The sequence below is a fragment of the Rathayibacter sp. AY1B7 genome (assembly GCF_002932735.1).
GTDB lineage: Bacteria > Actinomycetota > Actinomycetes > Actinomycetales > Microbacteriaceae > Rathayibacter.
This window is the reverse complement of record NZ_PSWK01000010.1, coordinates 42064-62952: the sequence shown is the minus strand read 5'-3', so window position 1 is coordinate 62952 and position 20889 is coordinate 42064. Positions and strand designations below refer to the sequence as shown.

Here is a 20889-nt window from a genome sequence, read left to right as displayed (position 1 = left end):
ATCCTGGGCCGCGGCTGGCCGTTCTGTCACCCTTCGTGGGGCCGTGGTCACTCGGCCAGCAGTTCGCGGACGTCGTCGGCCGACAGCGCCCGGGCGAAGAGCTCGCCCTCGTCGAGCACCGCCGTGCTGAGGCGGCCCTTGCGCTCCTGGAGGCGCACGATCTTCTCCTCGATCGTGTCCGTCGCCACCAGCCGGTACACGTTCACCCGCCGCTCCTGGCCGATGCGGTGCGCGCGGTCGACGGCCTGCGCCTCGGCCGCCGGGTTCCACCACGGGTCGAGGATGAAGACGTGGTCGGCCTCGGTGAGGGTGAGCCCGGTGCCGCCCGCCTTCAGGCTGATCAGGAAGACGGGCGCGGCTCCGGAGCGGAACTCCTCGATCACTCCCGCGCGGTCCCGCGTGGAGCCGTCGAGCTGCACGAACGGGATGCCGCGCCGACGCAGCCGCTCCCCCGCCCGCTCCAGGTACGAGGTGAAGGTGCTGAAGACGAGGGCCCGACGGCCCTCCGCGATCACGTCGTCGAGCTGCTCGACGAGCACGTCGAGCTTCGCGGACGGGACGTGCCGGTAGGCCGGGTCGACCAGGGACGCGTCGAGCGCGAGCAGGCGCAGGAGGGTGAGCGATCGGAACACCGTGAAGCGCTGCCGGTCGAGGTCGTCGACCAGGCCCAGGAGCTTCCGCCGCTCGCGCTGGAGGTAGCCGTCGTAGAGCACCCTGTGGGCGGGCGTCAGCGCGACCTCGATCGTCTGCTCCTGCTTCTCGGGGAGCTCTGGCGCCACCGCCTCTTTGGTGCGGCGGAGCAGGAACGGACGCAGTCGTCGGCGCAGTCTCTCGAGGCGGTGGCGCGCGCCCTCGGTGTGGCTGACGGTCCGTCCCTCGGACAGATCGGGCGAGGCGATGCCGACGGGCGCCTCCGCGTGCAGGATCGGCCGGGTGTACTCCTCGCGGAAGCGGCGCAGCGGCGGCAGGAGCCCGGGCGCCACCAGGGCGAGGACCGCCCAGAGCTCGTCGAGCGAGTTCTCCAGCGGTGTGCCGGTGAGCGCGAGCGTGACGGGCGCGCCGACCCCGCGGGCGGCCCGGTGCGTCTGCGAGGCGGGGTTCTTGACGAACTGGGCCTCGTCGAGGATCAGCGCCGACCACGTCCTCGACGCCCAGCGCTCGCCGCCGAGGCGCAGGACCGCGTAGCTGGTGAGGACCACGTCCGCGTCGGCCGGGATCGCGTCGAGCGCGCCCTCCCGCGAGCTCGCGACGACGTGGACGCGCAGGGCGGGCGCGAAGCGCTCGGCCTCCGAGCGCCAGCCCGGCACGACCGAGGTGGGGGCGACCAGGAGGAACGGCGCGCGGCGGATCCCGGCGCGGCCCGCCTCCTCGACCGCGTCGAGCATCATGGCCAGCGCCTGCAGGGTCTTGCCGAGGCCCATGTCGTCGGCCAGGATCCCGCCGAGCCCGTGACGGAGGCGGTGCACGAGCCAGGCGTAGCCCGCCCGCTGGTACGGACGCAGCCGGGCGGTCAGGCCCTCCGGCGGCTCCACGTCCTCCGGCGACCCGGCGGCCAGCGCGGAGTCGAGCACGGCGCGCCACGCGTCGGAGGGGACGCTCTCGTCGGCGAGCTCCTCCAGCTCGTTCCACAGCCCGGCCTGGTGCCGGCCGAGCCGCGGTCCCGTCTCCCACTCCTCGAGCTCGTCCGCCCGGGTCAGCAGCTCCCGGAGCCGGTCGAGGCCGGGGTGCGCGAGCGAGAGGTAGGAGTGGTCGACCAGGCGGATGCGGTCGCCGCCCGCGGCCAGAGCGCGGAAGAGGGGCAGGAACGGCACGGTCGCGTCGCCGATGGTCACGACGACGCCGAGGTCGAACCAGTCGGCGCTCTCGGTGTCGACCGCGGTGATGGTGAGCGTGAGCGGTCCGGTCAGCAGGCGGTAGTCCGGGGCCGCGCCCTCGCGCTCGATCCGGACCCCGCCGATCCCCTCCAGCTGCGGGAGCTGCTCCACCACGAACACCGCCGCCTCGGCCCCGCGCAGGACCGCGCTCGTCCCCGGCTCCGGCACGAGAGCGGACCCGGCCTCGCCGAGCACCGAGCGCACCCGGCGGAGCACCGCGCGCTCGAGAGCCGCGTCGGCCGTGCCGTCGAGCTCGCCCGCGCGATCGGGCGAGCGGCGCCAGTGCCAGCCCACCCTGACGGCGCGCCGCGGCTCGAACGAGACCGTGCAGACCAGGCGCGGGGGCTCCGGATCGTCCAGGACGAGGTCGACGCCCTCCTCGCGCACCGCGACGCGGCCGCGGAGGGCGGGGAGGTGCTCGCCGACGAACTCGGGCACGTCCTCCGCCGGGACCTCCGTCTCCTCGGGGTGGTCGAGGAGACGCAGCTCCTCGTCGTCGAAGGGCAGGGACGCGGGCGCGAGCAGGAGCGAGGACGGATCGCCGCCCTCGACCGCGTAGACGCCGTGCCGGGCGACCGGACGCGCCGACTCGGGCGCGTGCTCCGCGCCGTCGATCCGCAGGACGGGCCGCAGCCGGAGCGCTCCCTCCTCCGCCGAGACCGTCACCGCCACATGCGCGGGACCGGCGAGACGGACCGCGCCCTTCTCCGGGGCGAGCAGCGGGATCCCGGCGGCCTGCGCCTGCTCGAGCAGCCGCCAGAGCAGTGGGCTCTCGTAGTCGTCGAGGTGGATCCAGTCGGGGTCCTGCCCGAGGTGGACGGTGCGCGTGGCGCGGTGCAGAGCCGCGAACTCGGCGAACCAGCGCTGGTGAGCGGGGTCGAGCGAGAGCCGGTGGGTCTGGAAGTTCAGCGACTTCCAGGTGAGGGTGGTGCGGTTCCAGGCGCCCCCGCGCCCACGGACGGCGGGGCGGGTGGCCAGACGGTGGTCGCGGCGCTCGTCGGGATCGTAGGTCTTCGCCGTGACGCGCTCGCTCGCCGGCGCCCGCCACGGATCGTCGGCCCGGCGCACCAGCCGGCGCAGCTCGAACTGCAGCCCGATCGGAGTGAGGACGGTCGGCGACTCGGCCTCGGGGGGTCCGCTGAGCTCGCCGACGCGGGCGCGCCAGGAGGAGGGGGTCGACTCGGGAGGCACCGCCCCATGCTGCCACGCGCCGCCGACACCCCCGCCCGCACCGCGTGACGGGCAGAATCGGAGGATGACCAGCAGCGACTCCCCCGCGCCCACCGTCCTCACCCTCGGCAGCGAGAGCCTGCGCCTCGCCCTGACGACCGCCGGGGCCGAGATGACGTCCCTCCGCGACGACGAGGGCCGCGAGTACCTGTGGCAGGCCGGCCCGGAGTGGCGCCGGCACGCTCCCGTCCTGTTCCCGATCATCGGGCGCCTCCCCGGCGACACGCTGTACCACGACGGCGCGGACCACCGGATGGGGCAGCACGGCTTCGCGCGGGACCGGGTCTTCGAGCTCGCGGGCGTCTCGGCGGACGAGGCGGTGTTCCGGCTCCGGAGCGACGACGCCACGCGCGCGGTGTTCCCCTTCGACTGGACGCTCCTCATCGCCTACGCCGTGACCGGCGCCTCGCTCCGGATCACCCAGACCGTCGAGAACAGGGGTCCCTCTCCGCTGGGCTTCTCGCTCGGGAACCACCCGGCCTTCGCGCTGCCGCTGCCCGAGGGCCGCGGCGAGCACCGCATCCGCTTCGCGCAGCCCGAGCCGGAAGGGTACCGCCGCGCTCCGGAGAACCTGCTGCTCGAGGCGCGCCACCCGGCGCCGCTCGAGGACGGGGTCCTGACAGTGGACGACGCGCACTTCGAGGAGGGCGTGATGATCTTCGACGAGCCGCGCCGGCGGACCCTCCGGCTCGAGGCCGACGGCGCCGCCCGCGCGATCGTCGTCGACACCGGGGACTTCGACGTGGTCGGCGTGTGGAAGCCCGTCGGGGCCCCGTTCGTCTGCCTCGAGCCGTGGCGGAGCGTCCCGACCCCCGAGGGCTGGGACGGCGACATCGTCGACAAGCCGCGCCAGATCGTCCTCGAGCCGGGCGGCCGGCGGTCGCTGTCCTACAGCATCGCGCTGAGCTGAACGTCCTCGCGCTGGATCTGCGCGTCGAGCAGCTCGAAGCGGCGGATGATCAGCCCCTCGCGGGTGGCCCAGGGGCAGATCACCAGGGTCTCGATGCCGAGGGCGTCCATGGCCGCCTCCGCGACGAGAGCGCCCGCGAGCAGCTGCGGAGCCCGCAGAGCGGAGACGCCGGGCAGCGCTGAGCGGTCGGCCGCGCTGATCGCGGCGAGGCGGGCGGACCACAGCCGGAGATCGACCAGGTGCAGCTCGCGGCGCACCAGCGGACCGGCGGCGCTCGGAGCGGCGCCGGTGATCCGCGCCAGCGAGCGGAAGGTCTTCGACGTGCCTGCGACCAGGTCGGGGCGCGCCAGGGCGAGGAAGCCGCGGACGGGCTCCGCGAGCACCTCGCGGGCGTGACGCCGGGCGGCCTTCACGCTCGTGGCCGAGGCGGGATCGCCGACCAGCAGGTCCCGCGTCACCCGCCCCGCTCCGAGCGGGACCGACACGGCGAGCTCGGGCACCTCGTCCACGCCCATCGAGAGCTCGAACGAGCCGCCGCCGATGTCGAGGTCCAGGATCGAGCCCGCGCCCCAGCCGAACCAGCGGCGCACGGCGAGGAAGGTGGCCGACGCCTCCGCCTCGCCGCCGAGCTCCTGGAGGTGCACTCCCGTCTCGGCGCGGACCCGGTCGAGGACCGCCGCGCCGTTGCCGGCCTCGCGGATCGCCGAGGTCGCGAACGCCAGCAGGTCCTCCGCGCGGTGCTCGCGGGCGACCTCGGCGGCCTCGGTCACGAACGCGATCAGCTCGCGCTGGCCCCGCTCGGTGATCTCCCCCGCCTCGTCGAGGTGCGCCACGAGAGCGAGGCTCCGCTTGTGCGAGCGGTAGGGCACCGGGCGGGCGCCGGGGTGCGCGTCGACGAGGAGCAGGTGGACCGTGTTGGAGCCGATGTCGAGCACGCCGAGTCGCATGGGTCCACGGTATCCGCCCGCGGAGGCGCGTCCCGCCACGCGGACCGCCGGGGAACGCCGGAGGGCCCGGCCGCTCTCGCGACCGGGCCCTCCGGGGGTGCTGGACTCAGTGGTCCCAGTTCTCGGCCCTGTCGGCCGAGCTGGACGAGCCGACGATGTGCACCCGCATGTCGTTCGTCGTGCCGGCGCGCCCGGGGGGCGATCCGGAGACGACGACCACGGTCTCGCCCGCCTGGGCGAGGCCCTCGCGGAGCAGCACCGCGTCCACCTGCGCGAACATCGCGTCGGTGTGGTTGACGCGCGGCGTGACGAAGGACTGGACGCCCCAGTTCAGCGCCATGCGGCGGCGGACGGCCGGCTCGGGGGTGAAGCCGATGATCGGGATGCCGTGGCGCAGGCGCGTCATGCGGCGGACCGAGTCGCCCGACTCCGTGAACACGCAGAGGAACTTCGCCTCGACGAACTCCGCGACCTCGGCGGCGGCCAGCGTGACCGATCCGCCCTGGGTGCGGGGCTTGCTGCCCAGCGGGGGGATGCGCTCCAGGCCGTGCTCCTCGGTGGACTCGACGATGCGGGCCATGGTCTGCACGGTGACGACGGGCCAGGCTCCGACGCTGGTCTCGCCCGAGAGCATGACCGCGTCCGCGCCGTCGAGGATGGCGTTCGCGACGTCCGAGGCCTCGGCCCGCGTGGGGCGGGGGCTCTCGATCATCGACTCGAGCATCTGGGTCGCGACGATGACCGGCTTCGCCCAGCGGCGGGCGAGCTCGACGGCGTGCTTCTGCACGATCGGCACCGCCTCGAGGGGCAGCTCGACGCCGAGGTCGCCGCGGGCGACCATGATGCCGTCGAAGACGTCGATGATCTCCTGCAGGTTGTCGACCGCCTGCGGCTTCTCGATCTTGGCGATGACGGGAGCCTTGCGGCCCTCCTCCGCCATGATCTCGTGCACGCGCTCGATGTCGCTGGCGTTGCGCACGAAGGAGAGGGCGATGATGTCGGCGCCGAGGCGGATCGCCCAGCGGAGGTCGTCCTCGTCCTTCTGGGAGAGGGCGGGGACGTTGACCGCGACACCGGGCAGGTTGATGCCCTTGTTGTTCGAGACGTTGCCGGGGACGACGACCTCGGTGACGACCCGGGGGCCCTCGACGGCGGTGACGCGGACAGCGACCTTGCCGTCGTCGATGAGGAGCATGTCGCCCGGGTTCACGTCGTCCGGGAGGCCCTTGAACGTGGTGCCCGAGAGCTCGCGCGTGCCGAGGACGTCCTCGGTGGTGATGGTGAAGACGTCGCCCTCGGCGAGGGCGTACGGGCCGCCCTCGAACTTGCCGAGGCGGATCTTCGGACCCTGCAGGTCGACGAGGATCGCGACCGCGCGCCCGGCGTCGTCCGCGGCCTTCCGCACGATGCGGTAGATGCCTTCGTGGACGTCGTAGCTTCCGTGACTGAGGTTCATGCGGGCCACGTCCACGCCGGCGTCGATGATCGCACGAATGGTCTCGTACGACGACGTTGCCGGGCCGAGGGTGGCGACGATTTTCGCTCGTCTCATTGAGGGGGTGCTCCGTTGTTCTGCGCCCGGAGGCGCGTCGTTAGCGGGGAGGGTGAGCTGATTGCTGGCGGGCCGAGACTATCGCGTCCCGGGGACTAGAGCGTGAAGCCCCGGTCGTTGGGGCCGACCGGCGCCGGCAGCTGGGTCGTGCCCTCGAGGTAGCGGTCGACCTCGGCCGCGACGGAGCGGCCCTCCGCGATCGCCCAGACGATCAGGGACTGGCCGCGCCCGGCGTCGCCGGCCACGAAGACGCCGGGGACGGAGGTCTCGAAGGCGTCGCCGCGCGCGACGTTGCCGCGCTCGGTGAAGGGGACGTCGAGCTGGCGGCCGAGGTGGTCCGCCTCCGGGCCGGTGAAGCCGAGGGCGAGCAGGACCAGGTCGGCCGGGATCTCGCGCTCGGTGCCCGCCTTGGGGACACGGCGCCCGTCGAGGTACTCGGTCTCGGCCACGCGCACCGCGCGGACCTCGCCGCCCTCGTTCGCGAGGAACTCCACGGTCGACGCGAGGAACATCCGCTCCCCGCCCTCCTCGTGGGCGCTCGAGACCTCGAACACGGTCGGGTCCATCGGCCAGGGCTGGCTGTCCGGGCGCTGCGACGGCGGCTGCTGCCCGATCGCCAGGTTCGTGACCGACGCGGCCTTCTGGCGGTGGGCGGTGCCGATGCAGTCCGCTCCGGTGTCGCCTCCGCCCAGGACGACGACGTGCTTGCCCTCGGCCGAGATCTGCTCGAAGACGCGGTCGCCCGCGATCGCGCGGTTCGACTGCACGAGGTACTCCATGGCGAAGTGCACGCCGTCGAGGTCGCGCCCCGGGATCGGCAGGTCGCGCGGCACGAGAGCGCCGGTGGCGACCACGACCGCGTCGTAGCGCGCCCGCAGGTCGTCCCAGGTGATGTCGGAGCCGATGTCGACGCCCGCGCGGAACCGCGTGCCCTCGGCCTTCATCTGGTTCAGGCGCAGCTCGAGGTGCTTCTTCTCCATCTTGAAGTCCGGGATCCCGTAGCGCAGGAGGCCGCCGATGCGGTCGTCGCGCTCGTAGACCGCGACGGTGTGCCCGGCGCGGGTGAGCTGCTGAGCGGCGGCGAGCCCCGCCGGGCCGGAGCCGACGACCGCGACGGTCTTGCCGGTCAGGCGCTCCGGCGGGTGCGGCTGCACCCAGTCGTTGCCGAAGGCCTGATCGATGATCGAGACCTCGATCTGCTTGATCGTGACGGCGGGCTGATTGATGCCGAGCACGCAGGACGACTCGCACGGCGCCGGGCAGAGCCGGCCCGTGAACTCCGGGAAGTTGTTCGTCGCGTGCAGGCGCTCGATCGCCTGGCGGCCCTCGCCGCGCCACATCAGGTCGTTCCACTCGGGGATCAGGTTCCCCAGCGGGCAGCCCTTGTGGCAGAACGGGATGCCGCAGTCCATGCAGCGGCCCGCCTGCCGGCGCAGCACGGCGGAGTCGCCCTGCTCGTAGACCTCTTTCCAGTCCATCAGGCGGACGGACACGGGACGCCGCTTGGGCAGCTCCCGGTCCTGCACCTTCAGGAACCCCTTGGGATCAGCCACCGGTCACCTCCAGAATCCGTCCCCAGACGACGTCGCCGTCGGGGTCGAGCCCCTCCTCCACTGCGGATGCGCGCGTCGCGAGCACCGCGGCGAAGTCGCGGGGCAGTACCTTGACGAAACGCGAGACCGTTCCGTCGAAATCGTCGAGCATCCCCTGGGCCAGGGTCGACTCGGTCTCCGCCACGTGCCGCTCGAGCAGGTCGCGCAGGATCTCCACGTCGGCGCTGCCGAGCTCGGAGAGGGTCAGCTCGCCGGAGGCGATCGCGTCGCGGTTCACGAGCTCGCGGCGCAGGCCGTGGATGTAGGCCGTGCCGCCCGACATGCCGGCGCCGAGGTTCCGCCCGGTCTCGCCGAGGATCACCGCCAGGCCGCCGGTCATGTACTCGAGCGCGTGGTCGCCCACTCCCTCGACCACCGCGGTGGCGCCGGAGTTGCGGACCAGGAAGCGCTCGCCGACCATCCCGCGGATGAACATCGTGCCCTGGGTCGCCCCGTAGCCGATCACATTGCCCGCGATCACGTTCGTCGAGGCGTCGAAGGTGCTGCGGCGGTCCGGCCGCACCACGATCTGGCCGCCCGAGAGGCCCTTGCCGACGTAGTCGTTGGAGTCGCCCTCGAGCCGCAGAGTGATGCCGGCGGGGAGGAACGCTCCGAGCGACTGCCCGGCCGAGCCGCGGAGCGACACGACGATGGAGTCGGCCGGCAGGCCGTTCTCGCCGAATCGGACGGTGACCTCGTGGCCCAGCATGGTGCCGACGGCGCGCTCGGTGTTCTTGATCTCGCGCTCGATCCGCACGGTGCCGCGGTGGTCGAGCACGTTCGCCGCGAGGCGGATCAGCTCGTTGTCGAAGTGGTGCTCGAGCTCGTGCTCCTGCGCGCGGCCGTGGCGGCGCGGCTCCTCCGCCGTGAAGACCGGTCCGACGAGGATCGGCGTCAGGTCGAGCCCGCTCGCCTTCCAGTGCTCGATCGCCTGGTCGACGTCGAGCAGCTCGCGGTGGCCGACGATCTCGTCGACGCTCCGGAAGCCGAGCTGCGCGAGGTATTCGCGCACCTCCTGGGCGATGAACTCGAAGAAGTTGACGACGAACTCGGGCTTGCCGGAGAACCGCTGGCGCAGCTCCGGGTTCTGCGTCGCGACGCCCACCGGGCAGGTGTCGAGGTGGCAGACGCGCATCATGATGCAGCCCTCGACGATCAGCGGAGCCGTCGCGAAGCCGAACTCCTCGGCTCCGAGCAGCGCGCCGATGACGACGTCGCGACCGGTCTTCATCTGGCCGTCGACCTGCACGACCACGCGGTCGCGCATGCCGTTGAGCATCAGCGTCTGCTGGGTCTCGGCCAGGCCGAGCTCCCAGGGCGTGCCCGCGTGCTTGAGCGAGTTCACCGGGCTCGCGCCGGTGCCGCCGTCGTGACCCGAGACGAGGATCACGTCGGCGAGGGCCTTCGCGGTGCCGGCGGCGACCGCTCCGATGCCCGACTGGCTGACCAGCTTCGCGTGGATGCGCGCCGACGGGTTCGCCCGCTTGAGGTCGAAGATCAGCTGCTTGAGGTCCTCGATCGAGTAGATGTCGTGGTGCGGCGGCGGCGAGATCAGGCCGACACCGGCGGTCGCGTGCCGGGTGCGCGCGATCCACGGGTACACCTTCGTCGGCGGCAGCTGACCGCCCTCGCCGGGCTTGGCGCCCTGGGCGAGCTTGATCTGGATGTCGTCGGCGTGGGTGAGGTACATGCTCGTGACGCCGAAGCGGCCCGAGGCGACCTGCTTGATCGCGGAGCGGCGCTCCGGGTCGAGCAGCCGCTCGGTGTCCTCGCCGCCCTCGCCCGTGTTCGACTTGGCGCCGAGGCGGTTCATCGCGATGGCGAGCGTCTCGTGCGCCTCCGGCGAGATGGAGCCGTAGCTCATCGCGCCCGTCGAGAAGCGCTTCACGATCGCCTCGACCGGCTCGACCTCGTCGATCGGGATCGGCGTGCGCCCCGCGGTGTCGAGCTTGAACATGCCGCGGAGGGTCATCAGCGAGCTCGCCTGGTCGTCGACCATCTTCGTGTACTCGCGGAAGACGTCGTAGCGGCGGTTGCGCGTCGAGTGCTGCAGGCGGAACACCGTGTCCGGGTTGAACAGGTGCGGGGCGCCGTCGCGGCGCCACTGGTACTCGCCGCCGACCGCCAGGCGCTCATGCGCGACGATCGCGCCGTCCTCGGGGTACGCGGCGCGGTGACGCGCGGCGTTCTCCTCGGCGACGACGTCGATGCCGATGCCGCCGAGCTTCGAGACGGTGCCGGTGAAGTACTGGTCGACGAACGCCTGGCTGAGGCCGACGGCCTCGAAGGTCTGCGCCCCGGCGTAGCTCGACACGGTGGAGATGCCCATCTTGGACATGATCTTCAGCACGCCCTTGCCGAGCGCCTTGATCACGTTCTTCACGGCCTTCTCCGGCGAGACGTCCGACAGCATGCCGCTGCGGACGAGGTCCTCGCAGGTCTCCATCGCCAGGTACGGGTTGACCGCGGAGGCGCCGTAGCCGATGAGCGTCGCCACATGGTGCACCTCGCGGACGTCGCCCGCCTCGACCACGAGCCCCACTCGCATCCGGTTCTCGGTGCGGATGAGGTGGTGGTGCACGGCGGCGAGCATCAGCAGCGAGGGGATCGGCGCGAGGTCCTTGGTGGAGTCGCGGTCCGAGAGAACCAGGAACTGCGCTCCCGCGGCGATGGCCTCGTCGGCCTCGTCGCACATCTCGTCGATGCGGTCCTGCATCGCGCGGGGTCCCGCGTCGACGCGGTACAGGCCGCGGATCGTCGTGGTGATGTGGCTCAGCGGGCGCGGCGCGATGTGCTGGATCTTCGCGAGCTCGTCGTTGTCGATGACCGGGAAGTCGAGGACGACCTGGCGCGCGTGCTCGGCACCGGCGGTCAGCAGGTTGCGCTCGGGGCCGAGGCCCAGGCGGAGCGAGGTCACGACCTCCTCGCGGATCGAGTCCAGCGGCGGGTTCGTCACCTGCGCGAAGGCCTGCGTGAAGTAGTCGAAGAGCAGGCGGGGGCGCTTGGACAGGACGGCCACGGGGGTGTCCGAGCCCATCGCTCCGAGCGGCTCCGCACCGGCGCGCGCCATCGGCAGCAGGAGGAGGCGGACCTCCTCCTCGGTGTAGCCGAAGGTGCGCTGGCGGCGGTTGACCGAGGCGGGCGTGTGCACGATGTGCTCGCGCTCGGGGAGGTCCTTGAGGTTGATGCGGCCCTTCTCGAGCCACTCCTCGAACGGACCGGAGGCGGCGAGCTGCCCCTTGATCTCCTCGTCCTCGACGATGCGGCCCTGCTCGGTGTCGACCAGGAACATGCGGCCGGGCTGCAGGCGTCCCTTGCGGACCACCTTCGCGGGGTCGATGTCGAGCACGCCGATCTCGCTGGCGAGCACCACGAGCCCGTCGTCGGTCACGACGTAGCGGCCGGGGCGGAGCCCGTTGCGGTCGAGAGTGGCGCCGACGAGCTCGCCGTCGGTGAAGACGATCGCGGCCGGGCCGTCCCACGGCTCCATGAGCATCGAGTGGTACTCGTAGAACGCGCGGCGCTTCGGGTCGAGCGCGCCGTCCTGGTTCTCCCAGGCCTCCGGCACCATCATCATGACCGCGTGCGGGAGCGACCGGCCGGCCAGGTTGAGCAGCTCGACCGTCTCGTCGAACGAGGCGGAGTCGCTGCGGCCGGGCGAGACGATCGGGAACAGCGGAGCCAGGTCGCCCAGCTCGCGGCTCTTCAGCTGCGACTGCCGCGCGCGCATCCAGTTGCGGTTGCCCTGCACCGTGTTGATCTCGCCGTTGTGCGCGATCATCCGGAACGGCTGAGCGAGCGGCCACGACGGGAAGGTGTTGGTGGAGTACCGCGAGTGCACGAGCGCGAGCTTCGACGCGAAGCGCTCGTCGGACAGGTCCGGGTAGAACGGCTCCAGCTGGAGCGTCGTCACCATGCCCTTGTAGACGAGCGTCCGGCTCGAGAGCGACATGAAGTAGACCTCGAGCTCGCGCTCGACGCGCTTGCGCAGGCGGAAGGTCAGGCGGTCGAGGCGCACGGAGGAGAGGGGCGTGCCGCTCTCGTCGGTCAGCTCGCTCCGGATGAACAGCTGCTCGATCGCCGGCATGGCGGCCCGGGCGAGCGTGCCGATCTCGTCGGGCTGCACGGGCACGGAGCGCCAGCCGACCACGGCGAGGTTCTCCTCGCGGGCTATGTCGGCGATCGTCGACTTGACCCGCTCGCGCTCGAACACGTCCACCGGGAGGAAGGCGTTGCCCACCGCGTACTGGCCCAGCGGCGGGAGCTCGAAGGGAGCGACCGCGCGGAGGAACTCGTCCGGGATCTGCGTGATGATCCCCGCGCCGTCGCCCGTTCCCGCGTCGGAGCCGACGGCGCCGCGGTGCTCGAGGTTGCGCAGCGCGTTCAGCGCGGCGTCGATGATGTCGTGGCCGGCGGTGCCGCGCATGGTGGCGACCATCGCGAGACCGCACGCGTCCTTCTCGGCGGCCGGGTCGTACATCCCCTGCGCCGGCGGCATGCCCAGGAAGGGCACGGCGCGGGCCGGGGTCGAGGGCTGGGCGGAGGCCATGGGAACCGTCCTCACGGGGGTGATGGCTGATCGGGACGTCGCTGGCCCGCGGTGGTGGAGGAGGAGCGGCTCCCCGATCGGGAGGGCCGCAGGGTTCTGCCGTGGCGCGAGCGTCGCGCGCCATCGGCGGTGCCTGCACGACGACCCGCCCGCGGCAGCGCTCGTGGCTGCGCCGCGATGGGGCGGTCGTGGAGGTGTCGGGCACCCGGGAGGCGGTCGCGGAGGCTCCGCGACCTCCGTCAGGTGCGGGAGACCGTCGGCTTCTCGGCGTCGGTGCCGGAAGCAGGGGTGGTGGTGTCGTCGGAGTCGGACTCGACGTCCTCGAATTCTACCGCAGCCGGGGCGGGCGTCCACTCGCGACCCGGCCGGTAGGCCGAGGGCTCGGCGCCCGGGTGCTCGCGCTTCTGGATCACCACGAGGACCAGGCCGATGACCACGGCGATGAGCGCGGCCCAGACGTTGGTGCGGATGCCCCAGAAGAACTCGCTCGGGTCGATCCGGATGGACTCGAACCAGACGCGGCCGATCCCGTACCAGATCAGGTAGGCGGCGAAGACGGTGCCCCACTGCAGCTTGAGACGGCGCTCGAGCAGGAGGATGACCGCGATGCCGACGACGTTCCAGAGGATCTCGTAGAGGAAGGTCGGGTGGAAGAGCGTGCCCGCCGGGAGGCCGACGGGGAAGGCCGGGTTGGTGGTCTCGATCTCGAGGCCCCAGGGCAGGGTCGTGGGCAGGCCGAAGAGCTCGTGGTTGAACCAGTTGCCCAGACGCCCGAGCGCCTGCGCGGCGAGCATGCCGGGGGCGAGGGCGTCGGCGAAGGTCCAGAACCGCACTCCTGTCCAGCGGCAGCCGATGAACGCGCCGACCGCGCCTCCGATCAGCCCGCCGAAGATGGCGTTGCCGCCGTTCCAGATGCGGACGACATCCCACGGGTCGGCGCCGTCGTAGAAGTAGTCGCCGGGGTGGGTGAGCACGTGGTAGGCGCGGGCGCCGACGATGCCGAGCGGCACAGCCCAGATGATGATGTCGAGCACGACCCACGGCTCCGCGCCGCGGCGCTTGAGCCGCTGGTTCGTCATGATCGTCGCCACGATGATCCCCGCGAGGATGCAGAGCGCGTAGGTGTGGATCGCGAGCGTGAAGGTGCCGATCGTGAGGTCGTACTGACTCCACGCGTCGGGGGGGCTCGGAATGCTCAGCGGTACGGACACCGGTACTCGACCTTTCGAAGGAGGGGGTCCCCCGGGCGCGGCTCGGCCGCGCCCCGGTGGGCATCCCGATTGTAGCGGGAGGGTGTCAGCGCGCGGAGCGCAGGCGGGTGCCCTCGGCGAGGCCGCGGGAGGTCTCGGCGACCGCGTCGACCCCGCCGGACGCCAGCGCCCGCACCAGGGCGGATCCGACGATGGCGCCGTCCGCGTAGGCGAGGATCTCGGCGACCTGCTCGCCGGTCGAGATGCCCAGGCCGACGCACGCGCTCTCGGAGCCGGCGGCGCGGAGGCGGTCGACCAGGGTGCGGGCCGCGGAGTCGACATCGGTGCGCGCGCCGGTGATGCCCATCGTCGAGACCGCGTAGACGAATCCACGGCTCGAGTCGACGGCCTGGCGCAGGCGCGTGTCCGTCGAGGACGGTGCCGCGAGGAACACGCGGTCGAGTCCGAGCCGCTCGGAGACGGCGAGCCACTCGGCGCCCTCGTCCGGGATCAGGTCGGGCGTGATGAGGCCGGACCCGCCGGCCTCGGCCAGATCGGTGGCGAAGCGCTCGACCCCGTACTGCAGGACGGGGTTGTAGTAGGTCATCACCAGGACCGGCACGTCGACGCGCGCCCGGATCTCGCGGACGGCCTCGAAGCCGTGGCGGAGGCGGAAGCCGCCCGCGATGGCGGCCTGGGTCGCCTCCTGGATGACGGGTCCGTCCATCACCGGATCGGAGTAGGGCAGACCGAGCTCGATCGCGTCGACGCCGTTCTCGGCCATGGCCACGGCGGCGTCGATGCTGGTCGGCAGGTCGGGGAAGCCGACGGGGAGGTAGCCGATCAGGGCGCCCGCCGCCTCCTCGTTCCGGCGCCGGACGGTCTCGGCGACGCTCGGTCCGCGGCCGCTCACGACTGCACCGCGCCCTGGTCCATGAGGCCGAAGTAGTGCGCAGCGGTCGTCATGTCCTTGTCGCCGCGGCCCGAGAGGTTGACCAGGATGGTGGCCTCGGGGCCGAGCTCGCGCCCGAGCTCCAGCGTGCCGGCCAGCGCGTGCGCGGACTCGATCGCGGGGATGATCCCCTCGGTGCGGCTGAGCAGCATGAGCGCGTCCATCGCGGCCGAGTCGGTGACCGCGCGGTAGTCGGCGCGGCCGATGCTCGAGAGCCACGCGTGCTCCGGGCCGATGCCCGGGTAGTCGAGGCCGGCCGAGATCGAGTGCGACTCGACGGTCTGGCCGTCCTCGTCCTGGAGGAGGAAGCTCCGGGCGCCGTGCAGGACTCCAGGGCGGCCCTTGCTGATGGTCGCCGCGTGGCGGGGGGTCTCGATCCCGTCGCCGCCGGCCTCGAAGCCGACGAGGCGGACCTCGGGGTCGTCGAGGAAGGCGTGGAAGATCCCCATCGCGTTGGAGCCGCCGCCGACGCAGGCGGTGACCGCGGTGGGCAGCGAGCCGGTCAGCTCGAGGACCTGCTCGCGCGCCTCCTCGCCGATGATCTTCTGGAAGTCGCGGACGAGGGCCGGGAACGGATGCGGGCCCGCGACGGTGCCGAAGATGTAGTTCGTGGTGCCGACGTTCGTCACCCAGTCGCGCATCGCGTCGTTGATCGCGTCCTTGAGGGTGCGCGAGCCGGTCGTCACGGGGATCACCTCGGCGCCGAGCAGGCGCATGCGGGCGACGTTGAGGGCCTGGCGCTCGGTGTCGACCTCGCCCATGTAGACCACGCAGTCGAGGCCGAACAGGGCGGCGGCCGTGGCGGTCGCGACGCCGTGCTGGCCCGCTCCCGTCTCGGCGATGACGCGGGTCTTGCCGATCCGCTTGGTGAGCAGCGCCTGGCCCAGCACGTTGTTGATCTTGTGCGAGCCGGTGTGGTTGAGGTCCTCGCGCTTGAGGATGATCCGCGCTCCGCCGGCGTGCTCGGCGAACCGCGGCACCTCGGTGATGATCGACGGACGGCCGGTGTAGCTGCGGTGCAGCTCCATCAGCTCGGCCGCGAACGCGGGGTCGACCTTCGTGCGCTCGTACTCGGCGCTCAGCTCGTCGAGGGCCTCGACGAGGGACTCGGGGACGTAGCGTCCGCCGAACTCGCCGAAGTAGGGGCCGAGTTCATCCCGGAGTGCCATGGGGGTACCGCCTATCGGTGTGGTCAGTGCGCCAGGAAGCCGGCGAGGGTGGAGACGGGGTCGCCGCCGGTGACGAGAGCCTCGCCCACGAGGACGACGTCGGCTCCGGAGCCGCGGTAGTGCGCGACGTCGTCGGCGGTGAGGACGGCCGACTCGGCCACCTTCACCGCGTCGTCGGGGAAGCGCTCGGAGAGGCGGCCGAAGAGGTCGCGGTCGAGCTGGAAGGTGGAGAGGTCGCGGGCGTTCACGCCGATGAGCCGCGCGCCGAGGTCGGCGGCCCGCTCGAGCTCGTCGGCCGAGTGCGTCTCGACGAGCGGGGTCATCCCCAGCTCGAGGACGAGGGCGTGCAGCTCGGCGAGCAGGGGCTGCTCGAGCGCGGCGACGATGAGGAGGACCAGGTCGGCTCCGGCCGCGCGGGCCTCGAGGACCTGGTACGGCTCGGCGACAAAGTCCTTGCGCAGGACGGGGATCGACACGCGCTCGCGGACCGCCTCGAGGTCCGCCAGGGACCCCTTGAAGCGGCGCTCCTCGGTGAGGACGCTGATCGCGCTCGCTCCCCCGAGCTCGTACTGTCCGGCCAGCTCGGCGGGGACGGGGATGTCGGCGAGGGCTCCGCGCGACGGGCTGGCGCGCTTCACCTCGGCGATGATCCTGACGCGCTCGGCGGGGGCCAGAGCGGCCAGGGCGTCGAGGGCGGGCGCCTGGGCGAGCGCGCGGCGCTCGACGGCTTCGAGCGGGGCGCTCTCGCGGCGCCGGGCCGCGTCGGCCAGGGCGCCGGCGGTGAGGTCGGCGAGCACCTAGGCGCGCGCCTTCGGGTTCGCCTTCGCGCCGTTGACGCCGTAGCCCGCCTTGGCCATGCCCATGCCCACGAGCAGACCCACCACGACCAGGCCGGCCGAGAGCCAGACCACCAGGGGCACGTCGAACCAGAACGCGATCGTGCCGATCGTGAATCCGACCAGCATGATGACGACGGCCGTCCACGCTGCGGGCGAGTGGCCGTGGTTGTCGTCGTCGTGCTCGGTGCTCATGGGTCTCCTCCTGGGGGTGCATCGGGACCAGAGCAGTCTAGCGTGAGGCGCCTGAGCGCCCGGCCCCGGACTCGCCTGCGCAGCCGCCTGCAGGAGGCGGGGATGCCGGACCGCCGGACACGACCGCGGCCGGTGTCAGCGGCCCGAGGTGGGGTCGTCGCCGCGCGAGAGCTCGTCCCACGAGACGACCGGGTCGATGTCGCCGTCGTCCGTCTGCACGGTCGACGCGCCGTGGCCGTAGCCGTCGGCGGGCTCGAAGCGGGAGGCGCGCTTCCGCGCCGCTCCCGGCCAGCGGCCCGAGGTCACGAGGACGCCGATCCCGAGCAGCGCGGTGAGCACGCCGCAGACCAGGGCGACGACGGGCCAGGCCGTCGCGGAGGACGAGGCCACGAGCGCCGCGACGGACTGCTCCCCCGCGATGGCGGTCGCCTCGGTGACGAGCGAAGCGCCGGCGCGCACGGGGTCGCCCAGTGCCGTCGCGGCCGCGAGCACCACCGAGGCGCCGAGGACGGCCTGGAGCACACCGAGCACGATCCGGAAGACGGGGCCGGCGATGGCGAGGGCCGCGGCGAGGGCGAGGCCCGCGAGCGCCAGGGCGGAGAGCGCGGGCGCGGCGACGGTCCCGGCCACGTCGATCCGCTGGCCCTCCCCCTCGATCGCGGCCAGGGTCAGCGTGGACCAGGTCTGGGTGGAGGAAGTCAGCTCGAGCGCGGCGAGCAGCACGACCCCGAGGATCGCCGTGTACTTCAGCCGCCGTCCGCTCATGCTCACTCCGCCGGACCGAGGCCGGTGAACGGCACGAGGGGGTCGACGTCGAAGCAGGCGTGCTCGCCCGTGTGGCAGGCTGCGCCGATCTGCTCGACCTGGACCAGCAGGGTGTCGGCGTCGCAGTCGAGGGCGGCACCCCGCACGTACTGCGCGTGCCCGGACGTGTCGCCCTTGCGCCAGTACTCCTGGCGCGAGCGCGACCAGAAGGTGACGCGGCCCTCGGTGAGGGTCCGCCGGAGCGCCTCGCGGTCCATCCAGCCCATCATGAGCACCTCGCGGGTGTCGTGCTGCTGGATGATCGCGGGCAGGAGCCCGGTCGGATCGAAGGCGGCGCGGTCCAGGACGGCGTCGAGCTCGGCGGGGGTCATCGGATCTCGATCCCGGAGGCGGCGAGCGCGCGCTTGACGTCGCCGATCGTCAGCTCGCGGTTGTGGAAGACGGAGGCGGCGAGCACGGCGTCGGCTCCCGCGTCGACGGCCGGAGCGAAGTGCTCGACGGCGCCGGCGCCTCCGGAGGCGATGACCGGCACGGAGCTCAGCTCGCGCATCGCGGCGATCAGCTCGAGGTCGAAGCCCTGCTTGGTGCCGTCGGCGTCGATGGAGTTGACCAGGAGCTCCCCGGCGCCGCGCTCGACGGCCTCGGCCGCCCAGGCCAGGGCGTCGAGGTCGGTCTCGCGGCGTCCGCCGTGAGTGGTGACGACGAAGCCGGACGGCGTGGCGTCGCTCCGCTTGACGTCGAGCGAGAGCACGAGCACCTGCGCGCCGAAGACGTCGGCGATCTCGCCGAGGAGCTCGGGCCGGGCGATCGCGGCGGAGTTGACGCCCACCTTGTCGGCGCCGTGCGCGAGCAGTCGCGAGACGTCCTCGGCGCTGCGCACGCCTCCGCCGACCGTGAGCGGGATGAAGACCTGCTCGGCGGTCGCCCGCACCACGTCGTAGGTGGTCGAGCGGTCGTCGACCGTGGCGGTGACGTCGAGGAAGGTCAGCTCGTCGGCGCCCTGCTCGAAGTAGAGGCGGGCGAGCTCGACGGGGTCGCCCGCATCGCGCAGGTTCTGGAAGTTGACGCCCTTCACGACGCGGCCGGCGGCGACGTCGAGGCAGGGGATGACGCGGACGGCGAGACTCATCGGCTCCCCCTCTACAGGCGCGCGGCGTGGATGGAGGTGACCAGGATCGCGCGGGCGCCCAGGTCGTACAGGCGGTCCATCACCTGGTTCATGTCCGAGCGCGGCACCATCACGCGGACCGCCACCCACTCGGCGTCGTGCAGCGGCGAGACCGTCGGCGACTCGAAGCCCGGGGCGATCGCCGTGGCGCTCTCCAGGAGCGCGACGGGGCAGTCGTAGTCGAGCAGCACGTACTCGCGGGCGACCAGCACGCCCTGCAGGCGGCGCAGCAGCACCGGGATGCCCTCGGGCTCCCCCGCGGCGGAGACCAGGACGGCGGTCGAGTCCAGGATGACCGGCCCGAAGATCTCGAGGCCGGCCTTGCGGAGCGTGGTGCCGGTCTCGACGACATCGGCGATGACGTCGGCGACGCCGAGCTGGATCGCGGACTCGACCGCGCCGTCGAGGCGGATCAGCGTCACCTCGACGCCGTGCTCCCGGAGGAAGCGGCCCACGAGGCCCGGGTAGCTGGTCGCCACGCGGAGGCCGTCGATCTGCGCGAGCTCGTCGTAGCGGCCTGCGGGCCCGGCGAAGCGGAAGGTGGAGTTCGCGAAGCCGAGGCTCGCGATCTCGCGCGCCTCGGAGCCGGAGTCGATCAGGAGGTCGCGGCCGGTGACCCCGACGTCGAGAGCGCCGGAGCCGACGTAGGTGGCGATGTCGCGCGGGCGCAGGTAGAAGAACTCGACCCCGTTGCGCTCGTCGACGACGTGCAGCTCCTTCGGGTCGCGGCGGCCGGTGTAGCCGGCCTCCGCGAGCATCTGACCGGCGGTCTCCGAGAGGGAGCCCTTGTTGGGGACGGCGACGCGCAGGAGCGCCGGGGCGGGGGTGGTGGTCACGGGACGTCCTTCATGACTCGACGGCTGTTCAGGGGGCGGCACGGCTCCTCGGGGAGCGTGCGGGCGCGACGGCGCGGAGCGGAGGCGCACCCCGGCGAGCGGGGCGGGGCTCACAGATGCCGGTAGACGTCGGCCGTCGTCAGTCCCTTGGCGAGCATGAGCACCTGCAGGTGGTAGAGCAGCTGCGAGATCTCCTCGGCGGTGCGCTCGTCGCCCTCGTACTCGGCGGCCATCCACACCTCGGCTGCCTCCTCGACGATCTTCTTGCCGATGAAGTGCACGCCGGCGTCGAGCTCGCGGACGGTGCCCGAACCCTCGGGACGGGCGGCGGCCTTCTCGCCCAGCTCAGCGAAGAGGTCGTCGAAAGTTTTCACCGGGGAAGTCTATACGGCGGCCGGGCGCGGGACGCCTCAGTGCCGGTGCAGGTGAGCGGTCGCCGTCTCGCGCAGCGACGCGATCGCGGCCTCCGGGTCGTCCGCGCCGAAGACCGCGGAGCCCGCGACGAAGGTGTCGGCTCCCGCCTCCGCTGCGATCTCGATCGTGCCGGGTGCGATCCCGCCGTCGACCTGGAGCCAGACGTCGAGCCCGGTGCGGTCCACCACGTTCCGGAGCGTGCGCAGCTTGGGCATCGTCTCCTGCATGAAGGACTGGCCCCCGAAGCCGGGCTCGACCGTCATCACGAGGACCTGGTCGAACTCGGGCAGGAGGTCGAGGTAGTCGTCCACCATCGTGCCCGGCTTGAGCGCGATCCCCGCCCGCGAGCCGATCCCGCGCAGGCGCCGCGCCAGGGCCACGGCGTCGCGCGCGGCCTCGGCGTGGAAGGTCACGGAGAAGGCGCCGGTCTCGGCGTAGTCGGGTGCCCACCGGTCGGGGTCGTCGATCATCAGGTGCAGGTCGAGCGGGCGGGGCGAGACGTCCTGGAGGCGCTGGACCATGTTCAGCCCGAAGGTGAGGTTCGGCACGAAGTGGTTGTCCATCACGTCGACGTGCACGAGGTCGGCTCCGGCGATGCGCTGCAGCTCGGCCTCGAAGTTCACGAAGTCGGCGGAGAGGATGCTGGGGTTGATCCGTGCGGGCATGCGTCCAGCCTAGATCGGAGCGTCCTCGGCGTCCGCCCGGCTGAG

The 20889-nt window shown here is 72.5% G+C and carries 17 protein-coding genes; 1 reads left to right on the top strand and 16 read right to left on the bottom strand.

Features of this window, described 5'->3' with window-relative positions:
- Positions 1 to 47: 47 nt before the first annotated feature.
- Complete coding sequence (locus tag C5C95_RS07595) at positions 48 to 3065, bottom strand: DEAD/DEAH box helicase (RefSeq protein WP_104324175.1); 3018 nt, start codon at positions 3063 to 3065, stop codon at positions 48 to 50.
- Between the two features lie 64 nt (positions 3066 to 3129).
- Between C5C95_RS07595 and C5C95_RS07590 the strand changes: the two genes are divergently transcribed.
- Positions 3130 to 4014 carry an aldose 1-epimerase family protein gene (locus C5C95_RS07590; protein ID WP_104324163.1) on the top strand — a complete coding sequence of 295 codons (885 nt, stop codon included), beginning with the start codon at positions 3130 to 3132 and terminating at the stop codon, positions 4012 to 4014.
- Here the strand turns inward: C5C95_RS07590 and C5C95_RS07585 are convergent.
- The 15 genes from C5C95_RS07585 to rpe form a co-directional block, all read right to left on the bottom strand.
- The gene (locus C5C95_RS07585; protein ID WP_104221871.1) at positions 3993 to 4961 is read right to left on the bottom strand and encodes an exopolyphosphatase; all 969 of its coding nucleotides are present in this window, start codon (positions 4959 to 4961) and stop codon (positions 3993 to 3995) included. The genes C5C95_RS07590 and C5C95_RS07585 overlap by 22 nt on opposite strands.
- Before the next feature lie 106 nt (positions 4962 to 5067).
- The gene (pyk, locus tag C5C95_RS07580; protein WP_104221869.1) at positions 5068 to 6513 is read right to left on the bottom strand and encodes a pyruvate kinase; all 1446 of its coding nucleotides are present in this window, start codon (positions 6511 to 6513) and stop codon (positions 5068 to 5070) included.
- Between the two features lie 95 nt (positions 6514 to 6608).
- Positions 6609 to 8066 carry a glutamate synthase subunit beta gene (locus C5C95_RS07575; protein WP_104221867.1) on the bottom strand — a complete coding sequence of 486 codons (1458 nt, stop codon included), beginning with the start codon at positions 8064 to 8066 and terminating at the stop codon, positions 6609 to 6611.
- Complete coding sequence (gene gltB, locus C5C95_RS07570) at positions 8059 to 12654, bottom strand: glutamate synthase large subunit (RefSeq protein ID WP_104232656.1); 4596 nt, start codon at positions 12652 to 12654, stop codon at positions 8059 to 8061. The genes C5C95_RS07575 and gltB overlap by 8 nt, the downstream gene beginning before the upstream one ends.
- A 239-nt stretch (positions 12655 to 12893) precedes the next feature.
- A complete protein-coding gene (gene lgt, locus C5C95_RS07565; protein WP_258072637.1) occupies positions 12894 to 13865 on the bottom strand; it encodes a prolipoprotein diacylglyceryl transferase in 972 nt (323 codons plus the stop codon).
- Positions 13866 to 13950: 85 nt separating this feature from the next.
- Positions 13951 to 14757 carry a tryptophan synthase subunit alpha gene (trpA, locus tag C5C95_RS07560; protein WP_104232657.1) on the bottom strand — a complete coding sequence of 269 codons (807 nt, stop codon included), beginning with the start codon at positions 14755 to 14757 and terminating at the stop codon, positions 13951 to 13953.
- Positions 14754 to 15965 carry a tryptophan synthase subunit beta gene (gene trpB / locus C5C95_RS07555; protein WP_104225310.1) on the bottom strand — a complete coding sequence of 404 codons (1212 nt, stop codon included), beginning with the start codon at positions 15963 to 15965 and terminating at the stop codon, positions 14754 to 14756. The genes trpA and trpB overlap by 4 nt, the downstream gene beginning before the upstream one ends.
- 23 nt (positions 15966 to 15988) lie before the next feature.
- Positions 15989 to 16762 carry an indole-3-glycerol phosphate synthase TrpC gene (gene trpC, locus C5C95_RS07550; protein ID WP_104221862.1) on the bottom strand — a complete coding sequence of 258 codons (774 nt, stop codon included), beginning with the start codon at positions 16760 to 16762 and terminating at the stop codon, positions 15989 to 15991.
- On the bottom strand, positions 16763 to 16996 hold the full coding sequence (locus C5C95_RS07545) for a DUF6704 family protein (protein ID WP_104221860.1): 234 nt from the start codon (positions 16994 to 16996) through the stop codon (positions 16763 to 16765).
- Between the two features lie 135 nt (positions 16997 to 17131).
- A complete protein-coding gene (locus C5C95_RS07540) occupies positions 17132 to 17761 on the bottom strand; it encodes a Trp biosynthesis-associated membrane protein (protein ID WP_104260723.1) in 630 nt (209 codons plus the stop codon).
- Positions 17762 to 17763: 2 nt separating this feature from the next.
- Positions 17764 to 18132, bottom strand: a complete 369-nt coding sequence (gene hisI, locus C5C95_RS07535) for a phosphoribosyl-AMP cyclohydrolase (RefSeq protein WP_104221855.1) — start codon at positions 18130 to 18132, stop codon at positions 17764 to 17766.
- A complete protein-coding gene (gene hisF, locus C5C95_RS07530) occupies positions 18129 to 18890 on the bottom strand; it encodes an imidazole glycerol phosphate synthase subunit HisF (RefSeq protein WP_104324162.1) in 762 nt (253 codons plus the stop codon). The genes hisI and hisF overlap by 4 nt, the downstream gene beginning before the upstream one ends.
- An 11-nt stretch (positions 18891 to 18901) precedes the next feature.
- Positions 18902 to 19765 (bottom strand): ATP phosphoribosyltransferase, encoded by an 864-nt coding sequence (hisG, locus tag C5C95_RS07525; protein ID WP_104221851.1) that lies wholly within the window; start codon positions 19763 to 19765, stop codon positions 18902 to 18904.
- Between the two features lie 110 nt (positions 19766 to 19875).
- Entirely contained in the window at positions 19876 to 20139 is a 264-nt protein-coding gene (locus C5C95_RS07520) for a phosphoribosyl-ATP diphosphatase (RefSeq protein WP_055791842.1), read from the bottom strand.
- A gap of 36 nt (positions 20140 to 20175) precedes the next feature.
- On the bottom strand, positions 20176 to 20844 hold the full coding sequence (rpe, locus tag C5C95_RS07515) for a ribulose-phosphate 3-epimerase (RefSeq protein WP_104263167.1): 669 nt from the start codon (positions 20842 to 20844) through the stop codon (positions 20176 to 20178).
- Between the last annotated feature and the right edge of the window lie 45 nt (positions 20845 to 20889).